The 21,651-nt window shown below is 35.5% G+C and carries 21 protein-coding genes; 17 read left to right on the forward strand and 4 right to left on the reverse strand.

Features of this window, described 5'->3' with window-relative positions; genetic code table 11:
• Positions 1 to 370: 370 nt before the first annotated feature.
• The 3 genes from ACXYMX_RS07175 (at position 371) to ACXYMX_RS07185 (ending at position 3,591) form a co-directional block, all read left to right on the forward strand.
• Positions 371 to 1,369, forward strand: coding sequence for an ABC transporter substrate-binding protein (locus ACXYMX_RS07175; RefSeq protein ID WP_459043560.1), 999 nt, complete (start codon positions 371 to 373; stop codon positions 1,367 to 1,369).
• Between the two features lie 87 nt (positions 1,370 to 1,456).
• The gene (locus tag ACXYMX_RS07180) at positions 1,457 to 2,344 is read left to right on the forward strand and encodes an ABC transporter permease (RefSeq protein WP_459043561.1); all 888 of its coding nucleotides are present in this window, start codon (positions 1,457 to 1,459) and stop codon (positions 2,342 to 2,344) included.
• On the forward strand, positions 2,341 to 3,591 hold the full coding sequence (locus ACXYMX_RS07185) for a quaternary amine ABC transporter ATP-binding protein (protein ID WP_459043562.1): 1,251 nt from the start codon (positions 2,341 to 2,343) through the stop codon (positions 3,589 to 3,591). Before ACXYMX_RS07180 ends, ACXYMX_RS07185 begins: the two co-directional genes overlap by 4 nt.
• Positions 3,592 to 3,660: 69 nt before the next feature.
• Here ACXYMX_RS07185 and ACXYMX_RS07190 read toward each other — a convergent pair whose 3' ends face one another.
• Positions 3,661 to 5,028 (reverse strand): YjiH family protein, encoded by a 1,368-nt coding sequence (locus tag ACXYMX_RS07190; RefSeq protein WP_459043563.1) that lies wholly within the window; start codon positions 5,026 to 5,028, stop codon positions 3,661 to 3,663.
• Between the two features lie 72 nt (positions 5,029 to 5,100).
• Entirely contained in the window at positions 5,101 to 6,420 is a 1,320-nt protein-coding gene (locus ACXYMX_RS07195) for a sigma 54-interacting transcriptional regulator (RefSeq protein WP_459043564.1), read from the reverse strand.
• A gap of 398 nt (positions 6,421 to 6,818) precedes the next feature.
• On the opposite strand from ACXYMX_RS07195, the gene ACXYMX_RS07200 reads away from it, so the two are divergent.
• Positions 6,819 to 7,427 carry an endonuclease V gene (locus ACXYMX_RS07200; RefSeq protein WP_459043565.1) on the forward strand — a complete coding sequence of 203 codons (609 nt, stop codon included), beginning with the start codon at positions 6,819 to 6,821 and terminating at the stop codon, positions 7,425 to 7,427.
• Here ACXYMX_RS07200 and ACXYMX_RS07205 read toward each other — a convergent pair.
• Positions 7,402 to 8,004 carry a dienelactone hydrolase family protein gene (locus tag ACXYMX_RS07205; RefSeq protein ID WP_459043566.1) on the reverse strand — a complete coding sequence of 201 codons (603 nt, stop codon included), beginning with the start codon at positions 8,002 to 8,004 and terminating at the stop codon, positions 7,402 to 7,404. The genes ACXYMX_RS07200 and ACXYMX_RS07205 overlap by 26 nt on opposite strands.
• Positions 8,005 to 8,146: 142 nt before the next feature.
• Here ACXYMX_RS07205 and ACXYMX_RS07210 point away from each other — a divergent pair, with 142 nt between their 5' ends.
• From ACXYMX_RS07210 to ACXYMX_RS07270, 13 genes are all read left to right on the forward strand, one after another.
• Entirely contained in the window at positions 8,147 to 8,311 is a 165-nt protein-coding gene (locus ACXYMX_RS07210) for a hypothetical protein (RefSeq protein ID WP_459043567.1), read from the forward strand.
• Between the two features lie 217 nt (positions 8,312 to 8,528).
• Positions 8,529 to 9,440: a M23 family metallopeptidase gene (locus tag ACXYMX_RS07215; protein ID WP_459043568.1), complete on the forward strand. Its 912-nt coding sequence runs from the start codon at positions 8,529 to 8,531 to the stop codon at positions 9,438 to 9,440.
• A gap of 154 nt (positions 9,441 to 9,594) precedes the next feature.
• A complete protein-coding gene (locus ACXYMX_RS07220; protein ID WP_459043569.1) occupies positions 9,595 to 9,984 on the forward strand; it encodes a CidA/LrgA family protein in 390 nt (129 codons plus the stop codon).
• Complete coding sequence (locus ACXYMX_RS07225) at positions 9,969 to 10,661, forward strand: LrgB family protein (protein ID WP_459043570.1); 693 nt, start codon at positions 9,969 to 9,971, stop codon at positions 10,659 to 10,661. Before ACXYMX_RS07220 ends, ACXYMX_RS07225 begins: the two co-directional genes overlap by 16 nt.
• A 129-nt stretch (positions 10,662 to 10,790) precedes the next feature.
• Positions 10,791 to 11,255 carry a hypothetical protein gene (locus ACXYMX_RS07230; protein ID WP_459043571.1) on the forward strand — a complete coding sequence of 155 codons (465 nt, stop codon included), beginning with the start codon at positions 10,791 to 10,793 and terminating at the stop codon, positions 11,253 to 11,255.
• A 207-nt stretch (positions 11,256 to 11,462) separates the two neighbouring features.
• Positions 11,463 to 12,320 carry a transporter substrate-binding domain-containing protein gene (locus ACXYMX_RS07235; protein ID WP_459043572.1) on the forward strand — a complete coding sequence of 286 codons (858 nt, stop codon included), beginning with the start codon at positions 11,463 to 11,465 and terminating at the stop codon, positions 12,318 to 12,320.
• A gap of 20 nt (positions 12,321 to 12,340) precedes the next feature.
• Positions 12,341 to 13,018: an amino acid ABC transporter permease gene (locus tag ACXYMX_RS07240; RefSeq protein ID WP_459043573.1), complete on the forward strand. Its 678-nt coding sequence runs from the start codon at positions 12,341 to 12,343 to the stop codon at positions 13,016 to 13,018.
• A 174-nt stretch (positions 13,019 to 13,192) separates the two neighbouring features.
• Complete coding sequence (locus tag ACXYMX_RS07245; protein ID WP_459043574.1) at positions 13,193 to 13,663, forward strand: DMP19 family protein; 471 nt, start codon at positions 13,193 to 13,195, stop codon at positions 13,661 to 13,663.
• A gap of 158 nt (positions 13,664 to 13,821) precedes the next feature.
• Positions 13,822 to 14,757, forward strand: coding sequence for an AEC family transporter (locus tag ACXYMX_RS07250; protein ID WP_459043575.1), 936 nt, complete (start codon positions 13,822 to 13,824; stop codon positions 14,755 to 14,757).
• A 141-nt stretch (positions 14,758 to 14,898) separates the two neighbouring features.
• Positions 14,899 to 15,777, forward strand: a complete 879-nt coding sequence (locus ACXYMX_RS07255; RefSeq protein WP_459043576.1) for a patatin-like phospholipase family protein — start codon at positions 14,899 to 14,901, stop codon at positions 15,775 to 15,777.
• A 223-nt stretch (positions 15,778 to 16,000) separates the two neighbouring features.
• Positions 16,001 to 19,861 (forward strand): DEAD/DEAH box helicase, encoded by a 3,861-nt coding sequence (locus tag ACXYMX_RS07260; RefSeq protein ID WP_459043577.1) that lies wholly within the window; start codon positions 16,001 to 16,003, stop codon positions 19,859 to 19,861.
• Positions 19,862 to 19,874: 13 nt separating this feature from the next.
• Entirely contained in the window at positions 19,875 to 20,636 is a 762-nt protein-coding gene (locus tag ACXYMX_RS07265; RefSeq protein ID WP_459043578.1) for a hypothetical protein, read from the forward strand.
• A gap of 199 nt (positions 20,637 to 20,835) precedes the next feature.
• On the forward strand, positions 20,836 to 21,021 hold the full coding sequence (locus tag ACXYMX_RS07270) for a hypothetical protein (protein ID WP_459043579.1): 186 nt from the start codon (positions 20,836 to 20,838) through the stop codon (positions 21,019 to 21,021).
• A 522-nt stretch (positions 21,022 to 21,543) separates the two neighbouring features.
• Here the strand turns inward: ACXYMX_RS07270 and ACXYMX_RS07275 are convergent.
• Positions 21,544 to 21,651 (reverse strand): ATP-binding protein (locus tag ACXYMX_RS07275; protein ID WP_459043586.1); only part of this gene is annotated, 108 nt, incomplete at its 5' end.

The following is a 21,651-nucleotide window of genomic DNA, read 5'->3' on the forward strand; positions in this document are numbered from 1 at the left end:
ATCCTCCTTGAAATAAATATCTATTCACTAAGTATAACATATGAAAGCGCTTCTATTTTTTGATTCATTCTGATATTCTGGAATGTAAAGATAATTCTTGTAATTAGGTGAAATGTTTTAGGTATAAAGTACCCTTTACTGAAAAAAGGAAATCTGCTGTCAGTGACTGATATCACTGGGTTTAGCGGGATAATGCGAATTTTTGTTCTCTGAAAAATATTTGTTCTGCTGTTTATAGTTTGTTATGATAAAAACAATCGAATGTAAAATTTTGTTCGTCTGACAAAGTTCATTCACGAGGGGGATAGTAGTTAAACTGTTCTTTTTAAAGACAATAACTATTAATGGAAAAAAAGGGGTATTGATTTTTATGCGTAAGATGACAATGGTAGTAGCAGCTTTTTTATTAATTGTATTATCAGCATGTAGTAGTGAGGCAAGTAAAGACAGCATTAAAGTGATTAAATTTGCTGATGCTGGATGGGATAGTATCCGAGTACACAATAGTATCGCACAACGGATTATTGAAGAAGGATACGGTTATGAAACAGAAGTAGTGCCTGGTTCTACACCGGTAACATTTCAAGGATTAGCAAAAGGTGATATTAACGTCTACATGGAAGCATGGACGGAAACAATAGGGGATCCATATTACGATGCTGTAGAAGATGGATCAGTTATCAGTTTATCGACAAACTTTGATGATAATGCACAAGGACTTTTTGTACCAACTTATGTAATTGAAGGTGATAAAGAAAGAGGGATTGAACCAATCGCTCCTGATCTGAAAACAGTTCAAGATTTAGAGAAGTATGCTCATTTATTCCCAGACCCTGAAGAAAGAAGTATGGGACGAATTGTTGGAGCACCTTCTAGTTGGGCAGTTAGTGAACACTTAGGAATTAAAGTTGAAACTTATGGTTTAGATGAGCACTACAATTATCTAGCTCCAGGATCAGATTCAGCAATTGTAGCTTCTTTAGCTACTGCTTACACAAAAGGTGAAGCATGGGTTGGTTACTACTGGTCTCCAACTTGGGTAACTGCAAAATATGATTTAACAATGTTAGCTGATAATCCTTATGACAAAGAAACTTGGGATGAAAACCGTGGGACAGAATTTGCCCCTGACCTTGTCACTGTAGCTGTTCACAAAGATTTCGTAACACAGGCTGAAGATGTAACTGCATTTTTAGAAAACTATGAAACTAGTAATAAGTTAACAGAAGAGGCGTTAAATTATATGGAAGCAAATGAAACAGATGCAGATGAAACTGCTGCATGGTGGATGAAAGAACATGAAGATCTATGGACTTCATGGGTTCCAGAAGATATAGCTGAAAAAGTACTTGCTTCATTAAATAAGTAAAATAATAAATTAAATAAACTGTTGGGGATAAAAGCTCAGTATATACTGTACTTATATCTCCAACTCTTTATTATAAAGGGTGTGAAGGTGACTGTTTTATACAGTCCGATGCTTATGTTTGAATTTCCGGATATACGATTTCCAATAGGTGATAGTGTACAAAGTTTTGTTGAGTTCTTGGCAGCAAATTTCGATGCATTTTTTGACTTTATTTTTGTAATAGCTTCTGCTTCAATTAAAGGTTTAGAAGCTGGTTTACTTGCAATTCCATGGTGGCTATTCATTGTTCTTATCTTTCTATTAGGATGGTATTTTACCAATTTACCAGGAGGAATACTTTTTGGAGCGTTTCTATTTTTAATAGGCTCATTTGATTTATGGGCAGAAACGATGATTACTGTTGCCATCGTTTTAATCTCCGTACTTCTATCTTTAATAATAGGTATTCCGTTGGGGATTTTGATGGCATTTAATAAAACATTTTCCGTAATTACAAGGCCAATACTAGATGCAATGCAGACAATGCCTAGTTTTGTTTATTTAATTCCAGTTATCTTCTTTTTCCCATTAGGTAACGTACCAGCCGTTATTGCAACAGTTATCTATGCATTACCTCCAGTAATGCGTTTAACTGAACTTGCAATACGTAATGTTGATAAAGAAGTAGTTGAATCTGCGCAATCATTCGGTTCATCAACAGGACAAATGCTAACAAAAGTTCAGCTTCCACAAGCGCTTCCAACTATAATGGCGGGAGTTAACCAGACAACAATGATGGCTCTATCTATGGCAGTTATCGGATCTATGGTTGGTGCACAAGGTCTCGGAGAACGAGTACTCTTTGCAATTAACCGAATTGATATTGCTGTTGGATTTGAAGCCGGAATTAGTATTGTGTTCTTAGCAATCATTATTGACCGTATCACAGGTGGAATTGCAGAACGTCTTCAGAAGCAAAGGAGGACGGAATCATGACAGTAAAAATGAAAGTTGAAAATATATCTAAAATCTTCGGTCCACGCCCAAAAAGAATTGTGAAAATGGTTGAGGCTGGAGAGTCTAAATCAGAAATATTAAAGAAAACAGGTCATACTGTTGGTGTATATAATGCATCGATGGAAATCCTAGAAGGTGAAACCTTCGTAATAATGGGTCTTTCTGGTAGTGGTAAATCAACACTAATTCGCTGCTTGAATATGCTTAACCGTCCATCATCAGGTTCGATTTATGTGGATGGAGAAGACATTGTAAAATACAATCCTAAACAATTAAAAGAATATAGACAGAAGAAGATAGCAATGGTATTCCAACATTTCGGCTTGTTTAGTCACCGAACTATACTTGGGAATATAGAATATGGTTTGGAAATTAAAAAACTTCCAAAAGAAGAGAGAAGAGAGATTGCACAGCGTAATCTTGAACTAGTAGGATTAAAAGGCTATGAAGACAAGTATCCGGATGAGCTATCGGGAGGAATGCAGCAACGTGTCGGTATTGCTCGCGCACTTGCAAATGATCCTGATATTCTACTTATGGATGAACCTTTTAGTGCACTTGACCCATTAATTCGAAGAGAAATGCAATTAGAATTGATTGATATTCAAAATCGACTTCAGAAAACAATTATCTTCATTACACACGATGTAAACGAGGCATTCAAAATTGGTGACCGAGTTGCAGTTATGAAAGATGGAAAAGTAGAGCAGGTTGGTACTCCAGAGGAGATTCTAGAGCAACCAGCGAATGAATATATATCTGAATTTATTCGAGATATCGATCGTTCAAAAGTGTTGCAAGCTGAGCATATTATGATTCGTCCACATGGTTTGGTTTCAATGAAAGACGGACTTAATATGGCAATTAAGGTTATGCGTGAAAATGGTTTATCAAGTGTATTCGTTACGGATAGAAACCGTCAGTTTAAAGGTTATGTAACGATAGATCAAGCAGTAGAAGGTATTAAGAACAAGCTTAAAATAGAAGATGTATTGCAAACTGATGTTAACATTGTAAAACCAGATGAATACGTTGATAGCATTATTCCAATGGTGCTAGAAACTAAATTTCCAGTTGTTGTTGTAAATGATAACAATGTTGTTCAAGGAATCATTTTACGCGTCCATGTACTTGCAAGTTTAGTTGGGGATAATGGGGATAATGATTCTGAAGTAGTTGAAGGCACTTTAGATGCAGAAGAAACTATCGTCGAAAATGTAGAATGAAAAAACCGGTTGCTCTTGTAGAAGTACAAGAAGCAACCGGTTTTCTTTGTATATGGATAAATAATTTAATTAAAATACGATGAAATGTGCGATTAGAACGATAATCGGTAATGTAATAATTGTACGTTGTAGGAAGATTATGAATAAGTCTAGTAAAGTTACTGGGATATTGGAACGTAAAATTAGAATTCCAATCTCTGACATATAAACCAATTGTGTTAAAGAAAGTGCGGCAACAACAAACTTCGTAAGCTCGCTTTCAAATCCGCTTCCAATAACTGCTGGAAGGAACATATCTGCAAAACCTACAAGCATAGTAGGGGCTGCGCTAGAAGCTTCAGGAATTCTCATAAATTCAAGTATAGGAACAAGTGGTGCCGATATAATATTGAAAACAGGTGTGAATTCGGCAAGAATAAGTGCAATTGCTCCAAGACTCATTACAAGTGGAATAAGTCCAAGCCATATATCTAGAACTGTTTCAACGCCATCCTGAATTAGTCTTTTTGGACTTTTTGATGTATTCGCTTTTTCAAGTGCTTGCTTCCAACCCCATTGAATTGGAGAAATTCCTTCTGGAGCTGTTTCTGAAATTTGTTGACCAACAGGTTCGTAATACGTATCCGCTTTACGGGAAAGTGGTGGTATACGTGGCATAATGATAGCTGCAATAATACTTGCCACTGTTACTGTTAAGTAAAAAGGGATGAATAAGTGCCCAATGCCTACAACTTGTGCAACGATCAATGAAAAGGCAACCGAAGCTATGGAGAATGTGGTCGCAATTACTGCTGCTTCACGTTTCGTGTAAAAACCTTGATCATACTGCTTCATTGTAACAAGTACTCCAACTGTCCCAGCACCCATCCATGACGCCATTGTGTCTATGGAAGAGCGACCTGGTAATGTGAATAATGGTCGCATTACCTTTTGAAGAAGAGAACCGACAAATTCCATTAGTCCAAATTCAACAAGAAGTGGAAGTAAAATACCTGCGAATAGGAACCATGTAAGAAGAACAGGGGCTAAATCGTAAAGAACAACTCCACCTGTAACTCTTGAAGAAATAAATTCTGGACCAACTTTAAAGTATGCCATGAAACCAACGGAAAACCCAATGACCCTCATAATAACACCGAATGGACCTGTTAAAAATACGGACTTTAAAAATGGTCTTTGTAAAATGAAGTTTGGTTTAAATGCAACGGTCACTAAAGTAAGTATCATTGTGAAGCCTAACATTAGTAAAATAAACATTGGGATTTGTTCCCCAAATACATCGGATAGAGAAGAGGCGAGTATACCAACACCGATAGTAATCTGATCATTAACTTTAATCGGCACTAGAAAAAGTAAAACCCCGATTAAAGAGGGTACAATAAATTTCCAAGCTACATGATTTGTCTTATTCGTTTCTGCTTTGGACAAACTAGTCATAAATAAATCCCCCTTTTTTTTCCTGATGACAATTAAACAATTGAGTAGAATCATGAACTTTCTGCATTAGATCTAAGTATATTTCTTTAATTTCCTTACAACTGACGGTTGGCTAATTCCAAGATGTTTTGCCATTTCAGTCGTTGTCCGATATCTTTCTTGTGCATTCATTAATACTTTTCTTTCAACACTTTCCAAAATGTTTGGCAGTGTGCGTCCTTCTAGTCCAAAACGCGTTAAACTGTCATCGGATTCAATTCTATATTCCATAGGCAAATCGTCAATGGATACAATTGTATTCGAACTTTGTGTATAAAGTCGCTCAATCACATGTTTCAATTCAAAATGATTTCCTTTCCAATCAATGCCTAATAGATAGTTGAAAAGTTCACTCGAAAGTTCTTTATTGGAAACGTATTTTTTTCTGAACTCATTCATGTGTGCAGAAATCAATTCAATTACATCTTCTTTTCTTTTGGAGAAAGGTTCCAATTGAATCGGGATTATGTGAAGAAGGTAATACAAGTCCCTTGAAAGCGTGTGTTCGGATGAAGAAATGATTCTGACATCAAAAGAATGGGTCGATTCAGAATCAATGGGAGTATATCTTTGCTCTCTTAAAATAGTGCTAAGCTTTGATTGTTGAAGTTCTGATAGCTTATCAATGTTTTTTAAATACAAAGTACCTTCAGATGCTAGTGAAAGTAAGCCTGGCTTTTGAACTTCCCCGAAAAGTTGCTCTTCAAATAATGCCTCTGGAATAACCTCACAATCCACTTCAATAAAAGAATGATTCTTTCTTGAACTATTTTTATGGATTGTTTTTGCTAAGGTAGTCCTTCCGGTTCCGTGTTCACCGTAAAGGACAACTGAAACGTCAAGAGGTGCAACTGTCTGTGCAGTTTCATACGCTCGAACCGTCGAGCGACTTTCTATTACAAGTCCACCAGTTAACAGTATTTCCTTACGTAAAAATAAGAGTTCTTCTTTTGCAAGCAACATTTCTTGTTCTAACTCATTTAAATATTCTTGAATCACAAGAAGTTCCGACACTTCATACGAGTAACTAATTACAAAACTAACTTCTCCAACTTCATCAAAAAAAGGCATACCGGTGATCAGAACTTTTTTGCCTGATGGAGTTGTTTGAACAATTACGACTTTTTTTTTCTGTTTAATCACAAGAGGTGTAATCGCAGGTGAGAAAATACCTTGTTCTTCTAAGTCATAAACAGATTTACCTAATAGATCTTCAGCAAGGAGCCCGTAATGTTGGCCGCTAATTTGTGTAGCTTTTAGAATAATACCGTCTCGACTGGTTACGATTATATCTTCCTCATAAGTGTCAATAACTTCTTCTTCGGTATTTGGGTGTAAATATAAGCTGGACATACAATCACCTTTCTCGAAATAGAAGTAGTTATTAATGAATAATTATTCTGAATTGAATAAACTATAATACAAAAAACTGAACAATGCAATATGTTTTTTAACTATTCATATAAATTTACTAGGTGAGAAACGAGTATATTGGAACAAAGTAGCACCACTTAAATTATAATACACGAACATGAATAATGATGCAACGGTTGATCTAACATTATTCATAAATGAATTAATAGCAATTACTATATAGAGCATGCTAAAAAGTACAACTTCTTAATTAAGAAGGAATCGGTATGAAAATTAATGAAATCCATCCTTTACCCTTTGAAGTCAACTGTTTTAATGCATTCCAAAGTTTTTTATCAGCTCAAAATAGCCTATAAATTAGAATTGGTTAAAATGGAATGAGGCTCTTTGCCGGAGAAGATGTTGCCTATTGGCAACATGCTGGAAGTGAGTGGGGAGTTTGCAGTATTATCGTAATCGATTGTTTGACAAAAAAAGCTACTGAAAAAGTTTATAGCGTGGGGAGAGTGTATGAACCTTATGTACCCGGCTATTTAGCTTTTAGAGAGTTGCCACTATTCATTAACGCAGCCAAAAAACTAGTATGCTTGCCTGATTTATTTATGTTTGATGGAAACGGCTATTTGCATCCTCGTAATATGGGTATTGCAACGCATGCTGCATTCTTTTTAAATAAACCAACAATTGGTGTGGCAAAAAAGTATTTTCATATGGATAAGGCAAGTTTTACAATTCCTGAAAATAAGGTTGGATCTTACACAGATATCCTACTCAACGAAACCATAGTTGGAAGGGTTCTAAGAAGTCGGAAGAATGTGAAGCCCATATATATTTCATTTGGAAACTATATCGATTTGGAATCTATGACCAATATCACTTTAAGTTTATTGAGTGGTGAGAGTCGGGTACCGATACCTGTAAGATTAGCGGATATTGAAACGAGACGACTTAGAAATCATTTCATCCAGACGAATTTTCCGAAATAAATGCAATTGTAAGTTCGTATGTTTTTTTTGCAGATAATTCATTATAATGTTTGGAAAAAGAATCACTAAAACCGTGCATGGATTGGAATTGATAGGATGTTATATTTTTTTGATATAAAGAGTCAATTAATTTATTTACATTAAAATTATTTTCTTCTTTCGGAAAGAAAAGTAAAGTAGGACAATCAGGTATTAAATCGATATAGTCGCGAATACGGGAACCATAATATGCTACAACACCATGAACATAGTTATTTTTGCTACATAACCATGCAATCGTAGCACCTACACTAAATCCGATTAGAATTACTTTTTCATAATTCTTTTTTATGTTCATTATCAATTGAGTTACCTGTTTCACACTTTCACTAAAACCAACATTATTTTTGAAATGTGTATAGGCTGCTTTTTCTTCGGAATAATCGAAAACCAAGTCTTGTTTAAGTAAATTGGGGCAATAGACATCCAAATTATAACCGCGAAGTAATTCTGAGTAATCGATTATATGCTGGTTTACACCATATATTTCATGCACAACAACAATAGCTGTATTGGATCCTATTTCTTTGAAAGTCATTAAAATCCTCCTTTTTATTGTTGACCTCTAAAGGAATTCGAAATATATCGTAAGTTTTACGATCCCATATCGTTACGTAAAAATTACCAATGATTAAAAACTTATTTCATGCACATAGTAACATGGACGGAGGTGAATGCCCATGACGAATAACAATAACAAAAATACCAATCAAAAAAAGAACAAAAACAAAAAGGACAAGAACAACAACAATCAGAACCAGGATACAATGCGAACTGAGTTTGGAACTGAAATTCAAGTAAATCAGGAAAACAATCAAAGAAATGAACGAACTAATCGTAAATAACATATGATTCGAATTTGGATGAATCATAACTGGCCGACAGATGCTAAGTAGCATCTGTCGGTTTTTACTATTTAATTCATGAAAAGAGAGAGATGGGGGAAGCTAATTGATGAATTGGTAAAAGGGTGGTGTGGTAATTCTGAACAAATTAAAAAATCTATTCGTAGTCACTTTATTCTTCCTAATTTTATCAACGCAAGTTTCTGCCGAGGTACCAATGACAAGAGAACAAATATTAGAAGAGCGAATGGAGTACTATATGCGTTTTTCAAGTCTCACTTTACCTTGGTATTATTTAGCAGCTGTAGATCAGTTTGAACGCAATATTCAACAGGTGCGCAGCGATATCCCAAGGAAAGAGGGAGCTATTGCTATCCATTTTGAAAAGGAAGATTGGTTTGGAGCACTTAATCCTAATCCTGAAGATAAGTCACCACTTTCAATCGCTTTTTTTGGTGGGATTGGAAAGGATGGCAACCAGGATGGTGTGGCTAATTTAGATGACAATGAGGATGTCCTTTATACTATGGCTACATTATTAAGTGAAAATGGCCATTCGGAAAAGAATGTCGAAGATACTATAAAGATGTATTATAAACGGGATGAATCGCTCATGCAAATCTTGACGATTGCAAAGATTTATAAACATTTTCAAACACTACATTTAGATGAAAGAGTATTTCCGCTTCCCGTTAATCAAAATTATAGTTACCGCAGTACATGGGGCGCCGGAAGAGGATGGGGAGGTCGGCGAACTCATGAAGGTACAGATTTGTTTGCTTCGTATGGAGTGCCAGTTAGAGCGGTAACTTACGGGGTTGTAGAAGTTATGGGGTGGAATGAATACGGGGGATGGCGAGTTGGAATTCGCGACGTTCATAACACGTATATTTACTATGCACACTTATCGGGCTTCAACAAAGAGGTTAAAGAGGGAGATGTAGTTGAGCCGGGAACAATACTAGGCTGGGTTGGAAGCTCGGGATATGGAAAACCGGGTACGTCAGGTCGATTCCCGCCTCATTTACATTTTGGAATGTATAAATATAACGGTCGAACAGAATGGGCGTTTGATCCCTACCCGTATTTAAAGATTTGGGAACAACGTGATAAAAACAAAGGGAAATAATAATGGTTCTAACCTGAATTATCTGTATAATGAATTGAAGTGAGTGAATGCAAACCCTGAAATGCCGTCACCCCGATTAGAGGGTGCGGCTATTTTTTTAAGGGAAGAGATACATTACTCCTAAGTTGGTGGTAAAAGGAGAATGCTGTTAGATATGAAATATTTACAAGGTGTATTGCAAATTTCTATATTATATGGTTTTTTTCTCGTAGGTAGTTGGTTACGCGATATCCTCCTTATCCCACTTCCTGGAAGTATCATAGGTTTACTATTATTATGGATTGCCTTATCGATTAAAATTCTTCCTTTACGTTGGATTGAGAAAGGTTCTTATTTTATTTTGGCATATTTACCTTTATATTTTATCCCTTCCATGATTGCAGTCATGGATTACGGACATGTTTTTGTAGGTAAGGGGTTCTTACTAATTATTATCACGATTATTAGTACGCTTTTAACGATGTTCATTTCGGGTTGGACCAGTCAAATAATGGCTAGTCGCTCTAGTAAAAGAAAGGAGCGCTTGGTTTGCAAACAGAAATAGTTGCATTAGTTATCATCATTGGCACGATAGGTACATATTTAGCTATGAATATACTTTATGTTAAATATAATCATACTCTCTTACTACCCTTATTAACCTCGACAGTCATTATTATTACACTATTAATCGTGTTTCGTATCCCTTATGGAACATATATGATTGGGGCCAAATGGATTGAATTATTATTAGGACCAGCCATTGTTGCGTTAGCTGTGCCACTCTATAAACAAAGAATTATGCTCAAGCAAAACTTAATTCCAGTCATTTCCGGAATCATAGTTGGAGTTGTTGTAGGTATGGTTACAGGGGTTTTATTCGCAAAAATGATGGGTTTTTCCACGGAACTTACCCTAACAATTCTCCCGAAATCCATTACTACACCAATTGCGATGCAAATAACTTCGGTTTTAGGTGGTATTCCTTCTTTAACTGCTATCTTTGTTATGATTGCAGGATTTACAGGTGTAATTCTAGGGCCATATGTGTTTAAGAAATTAGGCATAAATACACCAATCGGACGTGGAATTGGATTGGGGGCAGGTTCCCATGGAATTGGCACATCAAAAGCACTTGAATATGGTGAAAAGGAGGCATCTATGAGCTCAGTAGCGATGACGCTCTCAGCTATAGTCGGTTCGATTTTGGGGCCTTTGATTGCTTGGTTGTTTCAAATATAAATACATAAGAAAAATAGTGAAAAGTAAAGGATAGAATCTTAACCTTAACTTAACGTTCTATTGCTAGACTATATATGTAATCTGATTGAATTTGTATGATTGCTAATAGAAGTGAAGGAGTAAACTGTGATGAAAAACAATTTAATTTTTACTAGCACTTTAATGATTGCTCTTATTTTAGGCGCCTGTGGTTCATCAGATAATAATTCGAAACAAACTGGGAATGAACAAATCTCTCCGGAATCGGAAGAGTCACAGGAACTAGAAGAATCAAAAGAACCACAAGATGTTGCATACCATTTACCAATATTAAGTGGTTGGACGGAGATTCAATTAGAAAAGAAAAGAATAGGCAACGATACGATCGATCTTTGGAATGCAGAGTTTTCTTTTGAAGGCGATATGGACACACAACTTGAACATTACATATCCGAACTAGAGGATATGGGATTTAAAGTAGAAATAGAAAAGGATGAAGAATTTGTAAAGGAAGTGAAATTTTCAAAAGATGAAAAAGGAGAAAATCATTTTGGGATTTCTACACTTCGTAATAATACAGTTCAGTCTAAGAGCCAAATACAACCTGAAAACTAGTTTCGCAAAAAGTATGTCCGATTCTGGGCATACTTTTTTATATGAATAGTTCATTGAATAGTTCATTAAATGTTCCTACATAACCAATTCGTAATTTATTTATTTTGAATAGTAATTTTATTGAAGATTGTAGATTTATGATGTATAATGAAAAATGTCGTAAATGCATTATTTATAAAATACAGAGAACTAAAAAGGGGAATAAGAATGGGAAAAGTGTTTACAATTAGACGTTTTGTTTTATTCGTATTAACAATCCTTGCGACAACAATACTAGTTGCATGTGGTAGCGATGACGCTAATAAAAAGGATGAAAAAACAACTCAATCTGGTTGGGATGAGATTGTTGAAAAAGGTGAACTGGTTGTTGCTACATCGGGAACATTATATCCAGCCTCCTATCACGGTAAAGATGAAGAATTAACTGGATATGAAGTAGAAATTATGAAGGAAGTCGCAAAACGTTTAGATTTGAAATTGACATTTTCTGAAATGGGTCTAGATGGAATGCTAACTTCTTTAAACAGTGGACAAGTAGATTTGGCAGTGAATGATATTGAAATTACTGAAGAACGAAAAGAGAAATTCGCATTTTCTGAGCCATATAAATACTCTTTCGGAACGGCAATTGTTCGAAAGTCGGATCATTCCGGAATTGAAAAACTAGAAGATTTAAAAGGAAAGAAAGCGGCGGGTGCTGCAACTTCTGTTTATATGCAAGTGGGACGTGACTACGGTGTTGAAGAAGTAATTTATGATAACGTAACAAACGATGTGTACTTACGTGATGTGGATATTGCGCGTACAGATGTAATTTTAAATGACTATTATTTACAGCTTCTTGCACTTGAAGCGTTTCCAGAATTCAATATTATGATTCACCCGGATATTAAGTACCATCCGAATGATCAAGCAATTATTATGAAAAAAGACAATACTGAATTACTTGAGAAAGTAAATACGGTTTTAGATGAATTACATGAAGAAGGCGTTATTTCTGAACTATCCAAGCAGTTTTTTGGTGGAGCAGACGTTTCAATTCAACAAGATTTTGATTTTGAGTAATTTGAAAGGCGGCGTGTTTTGTGGGGACAATAGAATGGCAGTATCTTTTTGACTTTCCGCTTGCCGTCGAATCCTTTCCTTATATTATAAAAGGAATTGGCAATACATTACTAATTTCATTTGCAGGTATGGGAATAGGGCTTTTGCTAGGTTTTCTATTAGCACTTTGTCGGCGGTCTAAGTGGTTTTTCATTAGGTGGCCGGCACGTGTTTATATATCGTTCATGCGTGGAATACCTATGCTTGTCTTTTTATTTATTTTATATTTTGGATTACCAGTAGTTGGGATACAGTTTTCTGCTTTGGTTGCTGCATTAATCGGATTTAGTTTGCATTCATCAGCATATATGGCAGAAATTATTCGGTCGGCTCTAGGTTCAGTTAATGAGGGACAATGGGAAGCAGCTAAGTCACTTGGCCTTTCAAATACTCAAACGATGCTTTCGGTTATATTGCCCCAAGCAACGAGAATTGCAATCCCACCTTTATCGAACGTTTTGCTAGATTTGATAAAAGCTTCGTCACTAGCCGCTATGATTACGGTTCCAGATTTATTTCATCGGGCAAAAGTTGTAGGTGGACGAGAGTTTGACTATATGACGATGTATTTACTAGTTGCAGTTATCTATTGGGCAATATGCATAGTCGTAGAGTTGTGGCAAAGCTATTTAGAAAAACGTTTTTCTTATGGTAAATGACATATAATTGCTCTAAGTTACTGTTTTTTATAAAGGTATACAAATAGATAATAAATTGTTCAGCACTGCCTTGGCAGTGCTTTTTTTTCCGGAGAAATGTTATATTAAAAACCTGAATTCGCTTTAATTGGAATTTGAAGTAAAATCAAATTGAATGTAAATCGGAGGAATACGATGAAACCCAAAATGACTAGAAATGAATTAGTAGAGAAGAACGATATATGGAACGCCGTATTAACAGTCGCAAGTGAATGTGATCCATCAACAAAAGATCAAGTTTTAAAAGAAGCATTTATTGTAGTTCAATATTATTCGGAGCTTGAGAGTGGCGGTCACGAAAGTTTACTAACGTGGATGGAATCGTATATTGACGAGGTTGGTATAGATAGTTATTTAGCAGAACTAATAGCTATCCTTGAGAAAATAGGTGCTCAAGAGTATGCATATATTGTGAAGAAGTATGGTCAGGAAATGTGGAAGTTATATATTGCTCTAGAGCATAACGAGATTAAAGAAGGTGATTTTTACGAAGTTATTGAAAAAGCTGACGATGCGTTTCATAAGCTAAATCGAAAATTAGATGATTTATTAGAGTGTTACTTTATTCGAATTCATACGGATTTAATTGATGTAGTCGAAGAATAACTTAAAATCGAAACTCTGCGGAATGGATATCTTTTTTGAAAGTAGGGAACCAATAGTTTTATCTGTTAAATTTATGGTAGAGTTGAAATATCGGTCGCGTATCTATTTATCTGATTTGTAATTTGAACAGTATTCCGAAAGTTTTTAAGAATGGGGTGATGACTTTAACTTTTATACTACTGATATTCCAAAGTATTATTATACCAATATTAATTATGATAGGTATAGGTGCAATTTTACAACGTAAATTTGTGTTTAACCTAAGAGCTGTCTCGAATTTAATTACATATTGTCTGATGCCTGCCGCTGTATTTATTAATCTTTATGAAACTCAGATTGAACTCATAGTTCTTGCTGAAATTATTGGTTACTTACTACTATTTAGCCTGTGTCTAATGATTATAAGCTCGTTGCTGAGCAAGGTATTCAAATTGGATAACGAGAATTCTGCTATATTCAAAAACAGCGTTGTCTTAATCAATTCTGGAAATTATGGAATACCAGTTAGTCAATTATTATTTCAAGCGAATCCTATAGGTATTTCAATACAAATTATTGTCATGGTTTTTCAAAGTATTATTACATATACATATGGGCTATATAACTTAATTTCTGCTTCAAAATCTGGCTTAGAGATTCTAAGAGAACTCTTAAAACTACCCATAATATATGCAATGATGCTTGGAGGATTATTAAAGGCTCTCAATATAAACGTTCCCGAATTCATATTGATTCCGATTAGTCATCTCGCAAATGCATTTCTTGCGATTGCATTAATATTGTTAGGAGCCCAACTAGCACAAATTAAAATTAATACAATGTTGAACAAGATGGTTATTTTAAGTAGTTTAGGGCGACTAGTCGTTGGCCCTGCGGTTGCACTCCTACTAATTTTTATTATGGGTCTTGACGGTGTGATTGGGCAGTCTTTATTAATTGCAAGTTCATTCCCTGCTTCTAGAAATAGCTCAACACTTGCTTTCGAATACGATATTCGACCAGAATTAGCTGCTCAAACTGTCCTTGTTTCTACATTGTTAAGCAGTATTACAGTAACACTCGTCATCTATTTATCTTTCGCATTGTTTACTTAATATTTTTGTAATACTTTTTAGCATTGCAGCCTTCAAAAGAGAACATATCAGTCTTGTTGACTTACGAGTTCAATTTCGATAGTTCTAATCCCCATTCTCCTAACCTAAAGTAGAACAAGGCTAAAAGAGGGGGAGGTTAATTTGTTAATAGATGGTGTTTTTTCAGGCGGAGGTTTAAAAGGGTTCGCTTTAGTCGGTGCCTATCAAGTGTTGGAAGAAAAGGGCTATAAATTTCATCGAGTAGCTGGAACGAGTGCAGGGGCAATTATTGCTAGTTTCATTGCTGCAGGTTATACGAGTAAAGAAATTGAATCGTTGTTAAATGAACTTGATGTTTCCACTTTCTTAGATCCTCGAAGAACAATTATTCCATTACCACTATTAAAGTGGGTTCAACTTTATTTTAATCTCGGATTGTACCAAGGAAAAGCATTGGAAAAGTGGTTTCTTGAGAAATTGGCTGACAAAGGGGTTTATTCATTTTCTGACTTAAAAAATGGCTCGTTGAAAATTATTGCGTCAGATCTAACAAATGGGAAGATGTTCGTTCTTCCAGATGATTTGGAGACTTACGGGATCTCGCCAGAAACATTTCCTGTAGCCCGTGCGGTACGCATGAGTTGTGGTATTCCGTTTTTCTTTGAACCCGTAAAATTGAAAGTAGCATCAGGTGACACGATTGTAGTGGACGGTGGTGTTCTTAGCAACTTTCCACTATGGATTTTTAATAATGAGAATGGAAAAAAAGAACGACCTGTATTGGGCTTAAAATTAAGCAGTAGGCAAGAAGATATACCAGGCCGTAAAATTGATAATGCACTGCAATTATTTGAGGCACTTTTCTCTACGATGAAAAATGCGCATGATGATAGATATATCTCTCGAAAGCATGAGAAGGATATTGTTTTTATCCCCGTAGAAGGATTTAGTGCAACGCAATTTGATCTAGATGATGACGAAAAGAAAAGTTTAATCGAAAAAGGAAGGAATCGTACGACACAGTTTTTGAAAACGTGGTAAGGTTATAAAGTATTCAATTGGACATTTCATATTAGTGGATTCGGGAAGAATTCATCTAACTTATTCGCAAAATAACTTATCAATAAGGATATATTTTTTGAAATGAATTATAATAGAAGGAATAGAAATTGTATAAATATAATTTAAGAGTCAGTTATCTCAATTAGGGATGCTGACTTTTACTTGTTTATTTCTTCAACTGTTTGTGAAAGAAGGCATGGTTGTGAATCAAATATCATCATCTCGAAAAATTTTAAAGTGTGGTTTAGGATTGACGGATAATGCGCGTAAAGGGATTGCTAAAATAGCAAAAGATGAGCATGCTTTTTTTTCTGTGCAAGATGCCTTTACAATACATATTGAAAAACGACCGGTAAATAACAGGGGTAATATGTCGTTCACTTTTTTCTTTGACAACGATAAAAACGAGAAGTTGTCGAAAAACCTAAACAACCGGGTAGCGGTCATGGAATGCATCTACCAACATGATGGTTTTTTAGCTACGGGTTTTCACGTTCGCGGAAGAAGGGAAATTGTACGTACAAATCGTAGACTCCCTGTCCGACTGAAGTTTCAACTTGGTACTAGTACTGGGGCGACAATGCCTATCGAATTGTACACGAGTCTTCGTGAACTACCTATTGCTGAAGAACGTTCTGAATACGTTAAGAAGCGATTGACCAGTTGGGAAGGTTATTTGGGCATACAAGAAAGAAATGCTGATGTAGCGGATGTTTCAACTTCTTTTTCTGAATCCGGGTTTAACAAAGACTTTTCCAAGTTGCGTTTGAACTGTAAAGGGTTAACGGACAAAGAACTTCATACAATTAAAGGTTTTAGTGCCAAAATTGGTGGAATCCAAAGTGATATTGGCAAGGTAGTTGGTACAAATCGAGCTAAAAAAAGTATTGAAATTGAATTGAATCCAAAGTACAAAGAAATGGCTAGACGAAATGAGTTGCACCTGAGATCCTACAAGGAAATCATTTTCAGTAACTTTGCTGAACTGAGCCAAGTAAAAAGATTGAGAAAAGGATTTAAAGACCTTCAAGATGGACTGGCAGCCAATTCAAACTTAGAAAAGATTCTTTTTGAAGAACGTCCCGTTGTCCGTATTTCAAAAAAGAAAGCCGATCTAGAATTTCATAACACACTAAATGAATTTCAACAAGAGGCTGTTGCGGGTGCAATGAATGCGAATGACTTATATGTAATTCAAGGGCCACCTGGAACTGGAAAAACAACGGTGATTTCAGAAATATGCCATCAAAATGTGAAGGCAGGACTTCGTACACTGGTAGCTTCTCAGGCGAATTTGGCAGTTGATAACGCTTTGGGACGTCTCTTATCTCATCAAGATATTCGTATTTTACGTTATGGTCGTACAGATAGCATTGAAGAAGAAGGTAAGAAATTCATCGAAGAAAACGTTGCCTTGAATTGGAAAGAGCAGGTAGTAGATGCAGTCGGTCAACAGCTCAACGTCCATTCAGCAAAGGAAAAAAACCTGAATGACGACCTAAGCCATTCTGAGCATCAAATAGAACACTTACAAACCGAATTGAGTAAGTTGGAAGAGAAAATAAAGTTGCATAAAAAAGCTCAAACAGAATCTCGAATCCTTTCGGGTGAACTCAAAAAGCTCAACTCAAAAAGAACCCTTTTACAAGAGGAACAAGATAAAACGATTTCAAGTCAAGAAGTTACAATGAAATTGGTTCGAGAATTAAACATCGAACTCGAACAACTTGAACAGGTAAAAATGTTGCATAAAATAACTCCACAAACACACGAACAAATGGAGTACCTTGCGCAGGAAAATGAATTGATTCGAAAAGAAATAGAATACCTTCATTTCGTTCAAGTTGTAACTGAAACTGAAACTTCGGTTGATAATCGTACTGAACAGCTTCAAAGAAAGCTAGCGAGGAACGAGCAATTAAAGGCGTTTTTACAAAGTATTATAGATGCTTCCAAATGGAGTTTACTAAAGGAAAAAATGGATGCATTTGAAATTACACCAAATAGTTCTCTGCAAAATCAAATAGCGCATTTTGAACAGATAATCAAAAACATTGCGTCTGATACATCTCCAGGAATGTATCATGAATGGAAAAAAGTTAACGATCGATTGGAAGCAGCAGTTAAGTTAATCGAACAATTGTTAAAAGATCGGGGATTTTCAACAAACTTAATAAAAAGAAACGCAAATCAAAAATACAATACAGTCGATGAAATAAATGGACTAATTGATCGAGTCGGTCAATATCTAGTTAAACCTTCGACAAAGAAACTCCTAGCTCTTCGAACGTATTCCGCGGAAAAATATGACTGTCTTGAACAAATTGCCATCGCATTAGCCTTGCTACAAGAAAGAAGGTCTTATGCGAAGTATCAAGGTGCACAATTTGTCAAAGAGCATCAGATCCAGTTAGATGCAATAGATAAGTTTGCAACTATCAAAGCTGAAGTTACATTATTTGTTAAACACTTAATAGAAGAAAATGATATTGAGAAGTCAACTTTAACTGAAGAGCTAGAAAAACTACAACGTGATTTAGCAAGTCAACAACAACAGTGTGCCATACTTCGAAAAGGTTTTGTGACACTTGATGAAAATCGAACAATTTATGATTTGCAAGGAAAACTTGAAATAAAAGAACAAGTTTATCGAAATTACGAAGAAAAGAAAGAAGCATACGAACAAACACTTATTACGTTGAAAGAGAAAGAGAATAGGCATGAAATTGCAATTCAAAAACTGGATGAAATCGTAACAAGGCTTGAATCGAACGATAATGAGAAAGTTTCCATTAATCAACAGTGTGTGGAAACAGAAAGTCAACTTACTGTTCTGGAAGAAATACTCGTAGACAATCCTGAAGGACAATATGAAAGAACGTTAGAATTATTTTATTCATCAACAAAAAATGTAGAACAGCTACAAATCGAATTGGAACGTTTACCGATTATAAACGGACTCCAAGAAGAGTGGTTTTCATTGCTTGGGAGTGCAAATGAATACGATTTAGATGAAATTAGAAAGTTGTACGTGCAACACGCAAACGTTATTGGAACTACTTGTGTGGCATCTGCAAGACGTGACTTCATGGAGGAATATCCTACGTTTGATGTCGTAATTATTGATGAAGTTTCGAAAGCGACGCCACCAGAATTACTTCTTCCTATGTTAAAAGGTAAAAAGGTAATTCTTGTAGGTGACCATCATCAGCTACCCCCGTTAATTGGACAAGAAACAATGGAAGAGTTTTTAGAGGAAATCGAAAACCAAGTGGAACGAAAAGAGTTTGAAAAGCTGTTAAATGAATCCCTATTCGAACGTCTATTTAGAACGTTACCTAGGCAAAACAAAACGATGCTTGGCATCCAATATCGAATGCATGAAAGCATCATGCAAACAATTGCCCCATTTTACGAAGACGGTGACTACCGATTGAAGTGTGGGCTTACAGATTCAGATGCGATGCGTGATCATCAAATAGATTCGAAATTCATACAAAAGACAAATCATCTTCTTTGGTTTGATATGCCCAATCAACCACAGTATTTTGAAGAAAAGGTCAAAGGTGGAACGAGTCGTTATAATGAAGCTGAACTAACAATGACGAAACAAATCCTGTTAGATTTAGAAGTAGCAATGGAAAAAGCAAAACGCGAAGGAACAATGAATTTAGAAGAGAAGAAAAGTGTAGGAGTAATTAGTTTTTACGGCGAACAAGTGAAACGAATCGATCGAATGATTGAGCAGGATATTGCACCTGAACATTTGCATTGCAGAACAGGTTCAGTGGATAAGTTTCAAGGTATGGAAATGGACATCATTATTTTGAGTTTTGTTCGTAATCATCAAGAAAAAAGTGGAGATATTGGTTTTGCAAAAGATTATAGGCGTTTAAATGTAGCCTTGTCTCGAGCTAGGGAACTGCTGATTATCGTCGGAAGTTCAGAGATGTTTACTGTTCGAACGAAACATGAAGGTTCAAAAGAGATGTATGGTCGACTTTTAGATGTTGTTAAAGAACAAAATGGATTCAGGGATGAAGTGGGCAATTTAAAGTTGTAAAAGGGGGGAGGCTATGAAGTCGATAATAAAGAAATTAACACATGATTTACAACAAGATTTGAACGTGAAAATTACACACACTTCCACATGGACGTTACCTGTTCATGAAGTAGAAGTATCTTTTAACACCGTGCTGAAAACAAAGATGGATATTTTAATGAAGATGATGCTGATTGCATTTGAAAAAGCAACGATTGAAAGTGTCGATGATCTAAGTGAAATTTTACTTGTAGAACCATTATTCATTCGGGATTTACTGAGTAAGATGACAAATGCAGGTTTAATTCAGGACAAAGGAAATGCTTATGAACTAACAGGAGCAGGAAAAATGCAGCTAGAATCTGGGATTTTTGATCATGAACCCAAATCCGGAAAGACACCATTATTATATAGTTCATTTCATCAAAAATTTATGAATGAAGTAATAGATGAGAATTCCGATGATACGAACTCAGAATATCGTTATTTTAAGAAATCTGATGAAATAGCAATAGAAAATCCTACTCTAATGGCCGCGCTTAGAAATAAAGGGATTGAATCAATAGAGGGCAATAAGCAAATTGTTGTGTCTGAGGTTCATTCAGTTGATCTTAAGCAAATCGAACAAATCCCTTGTATTGAATTTCATGTTTATAATGAAAGAGAAGACTTATTATACGCTAGGGTTTGGAATACGCTACTGCAACAGTGGGATGAATCACTCGAAACACAAGTAAATGAAAACGAAAGAAAAAAGTGGCAAAATGATTATATTGAAAAGAGTGATACTTTGTGAATGTAACACGTTTAGTTCACATGTATAAAAGTTGATATATTAAGCGAAATAACAATAATCAGCATCCTTAGTGGTGCTTTTTGTATTTAAAAAGGGTTTTAGTGGAAATTGTAGTATAGTATTTAGTAGGCTAAATATACATTCAGTATTCAACAACCGCGCCATATTGTAGCACGAGTAAGGGGGAATCATTATTCTATTGAACGAACATCCCTGGCGTTTAGCCATCGGAGGTTGGGTATCGTTTGTTGCAACAGCTATTTTATACTTATTATTTGATTATAATACATCTTTAGTACTTAGTTTTTTAACCGCGGCAATAATTTTAACGATTCTGAACGCTGTTTATGTACTTTACACAAAGCGGAAATCAAAAGAAGAGTAATTTTATCCATTTTTGATACATTGCTTATACAAACATTGACAATACAGTATTTTAACCAAACGGGCGTGATTAATGCATAAGGGCTAGGCTAGATTCGGTCAAATTGTAAAGTAATCAATTGTGTAACTCGTAGAATAGCCAATTCGAAAAGAACTATTAGGGGAATCTGAAATTGCTACAAATAAAAAGGTCAAGCTAAAAGAGGTAGAATTCATAAGGTATCATAAATCAAATGCTCCATGTATTGGTTATATTCAATGGCCCAAATTTTAAAAAACGGTCTACCACAACGGTTTGCGATAGTGAAACAAGTATTTTTGGCATGCACTTAGGATTCTGGAACGGAAATCAATGTGTTATATAGACCGAACGAGAGCGTTTCTGAAATTTGGATATGCACCATTCTTGAAGTTGGCTCGTTAATATCTCATGTAAAACAGTAGCATTTGCATCCTGGTGATTGTTGTAGAGGTCAATAAAGAGAGTTGTAACCGTCAAGTAGAATTGGACACTTTATGCTAATTAACTTTGAACACTTTCGCTTTCAAACATACTGACACGATGTTTCATACGGTAACTATCATCATTTAAATTAACGACCTCAACGCGGTGAAGTAAACGATCTAAAAT

Source organism: Sporosarcina sp. CAU 1771, from assembly GCF_054482775.1.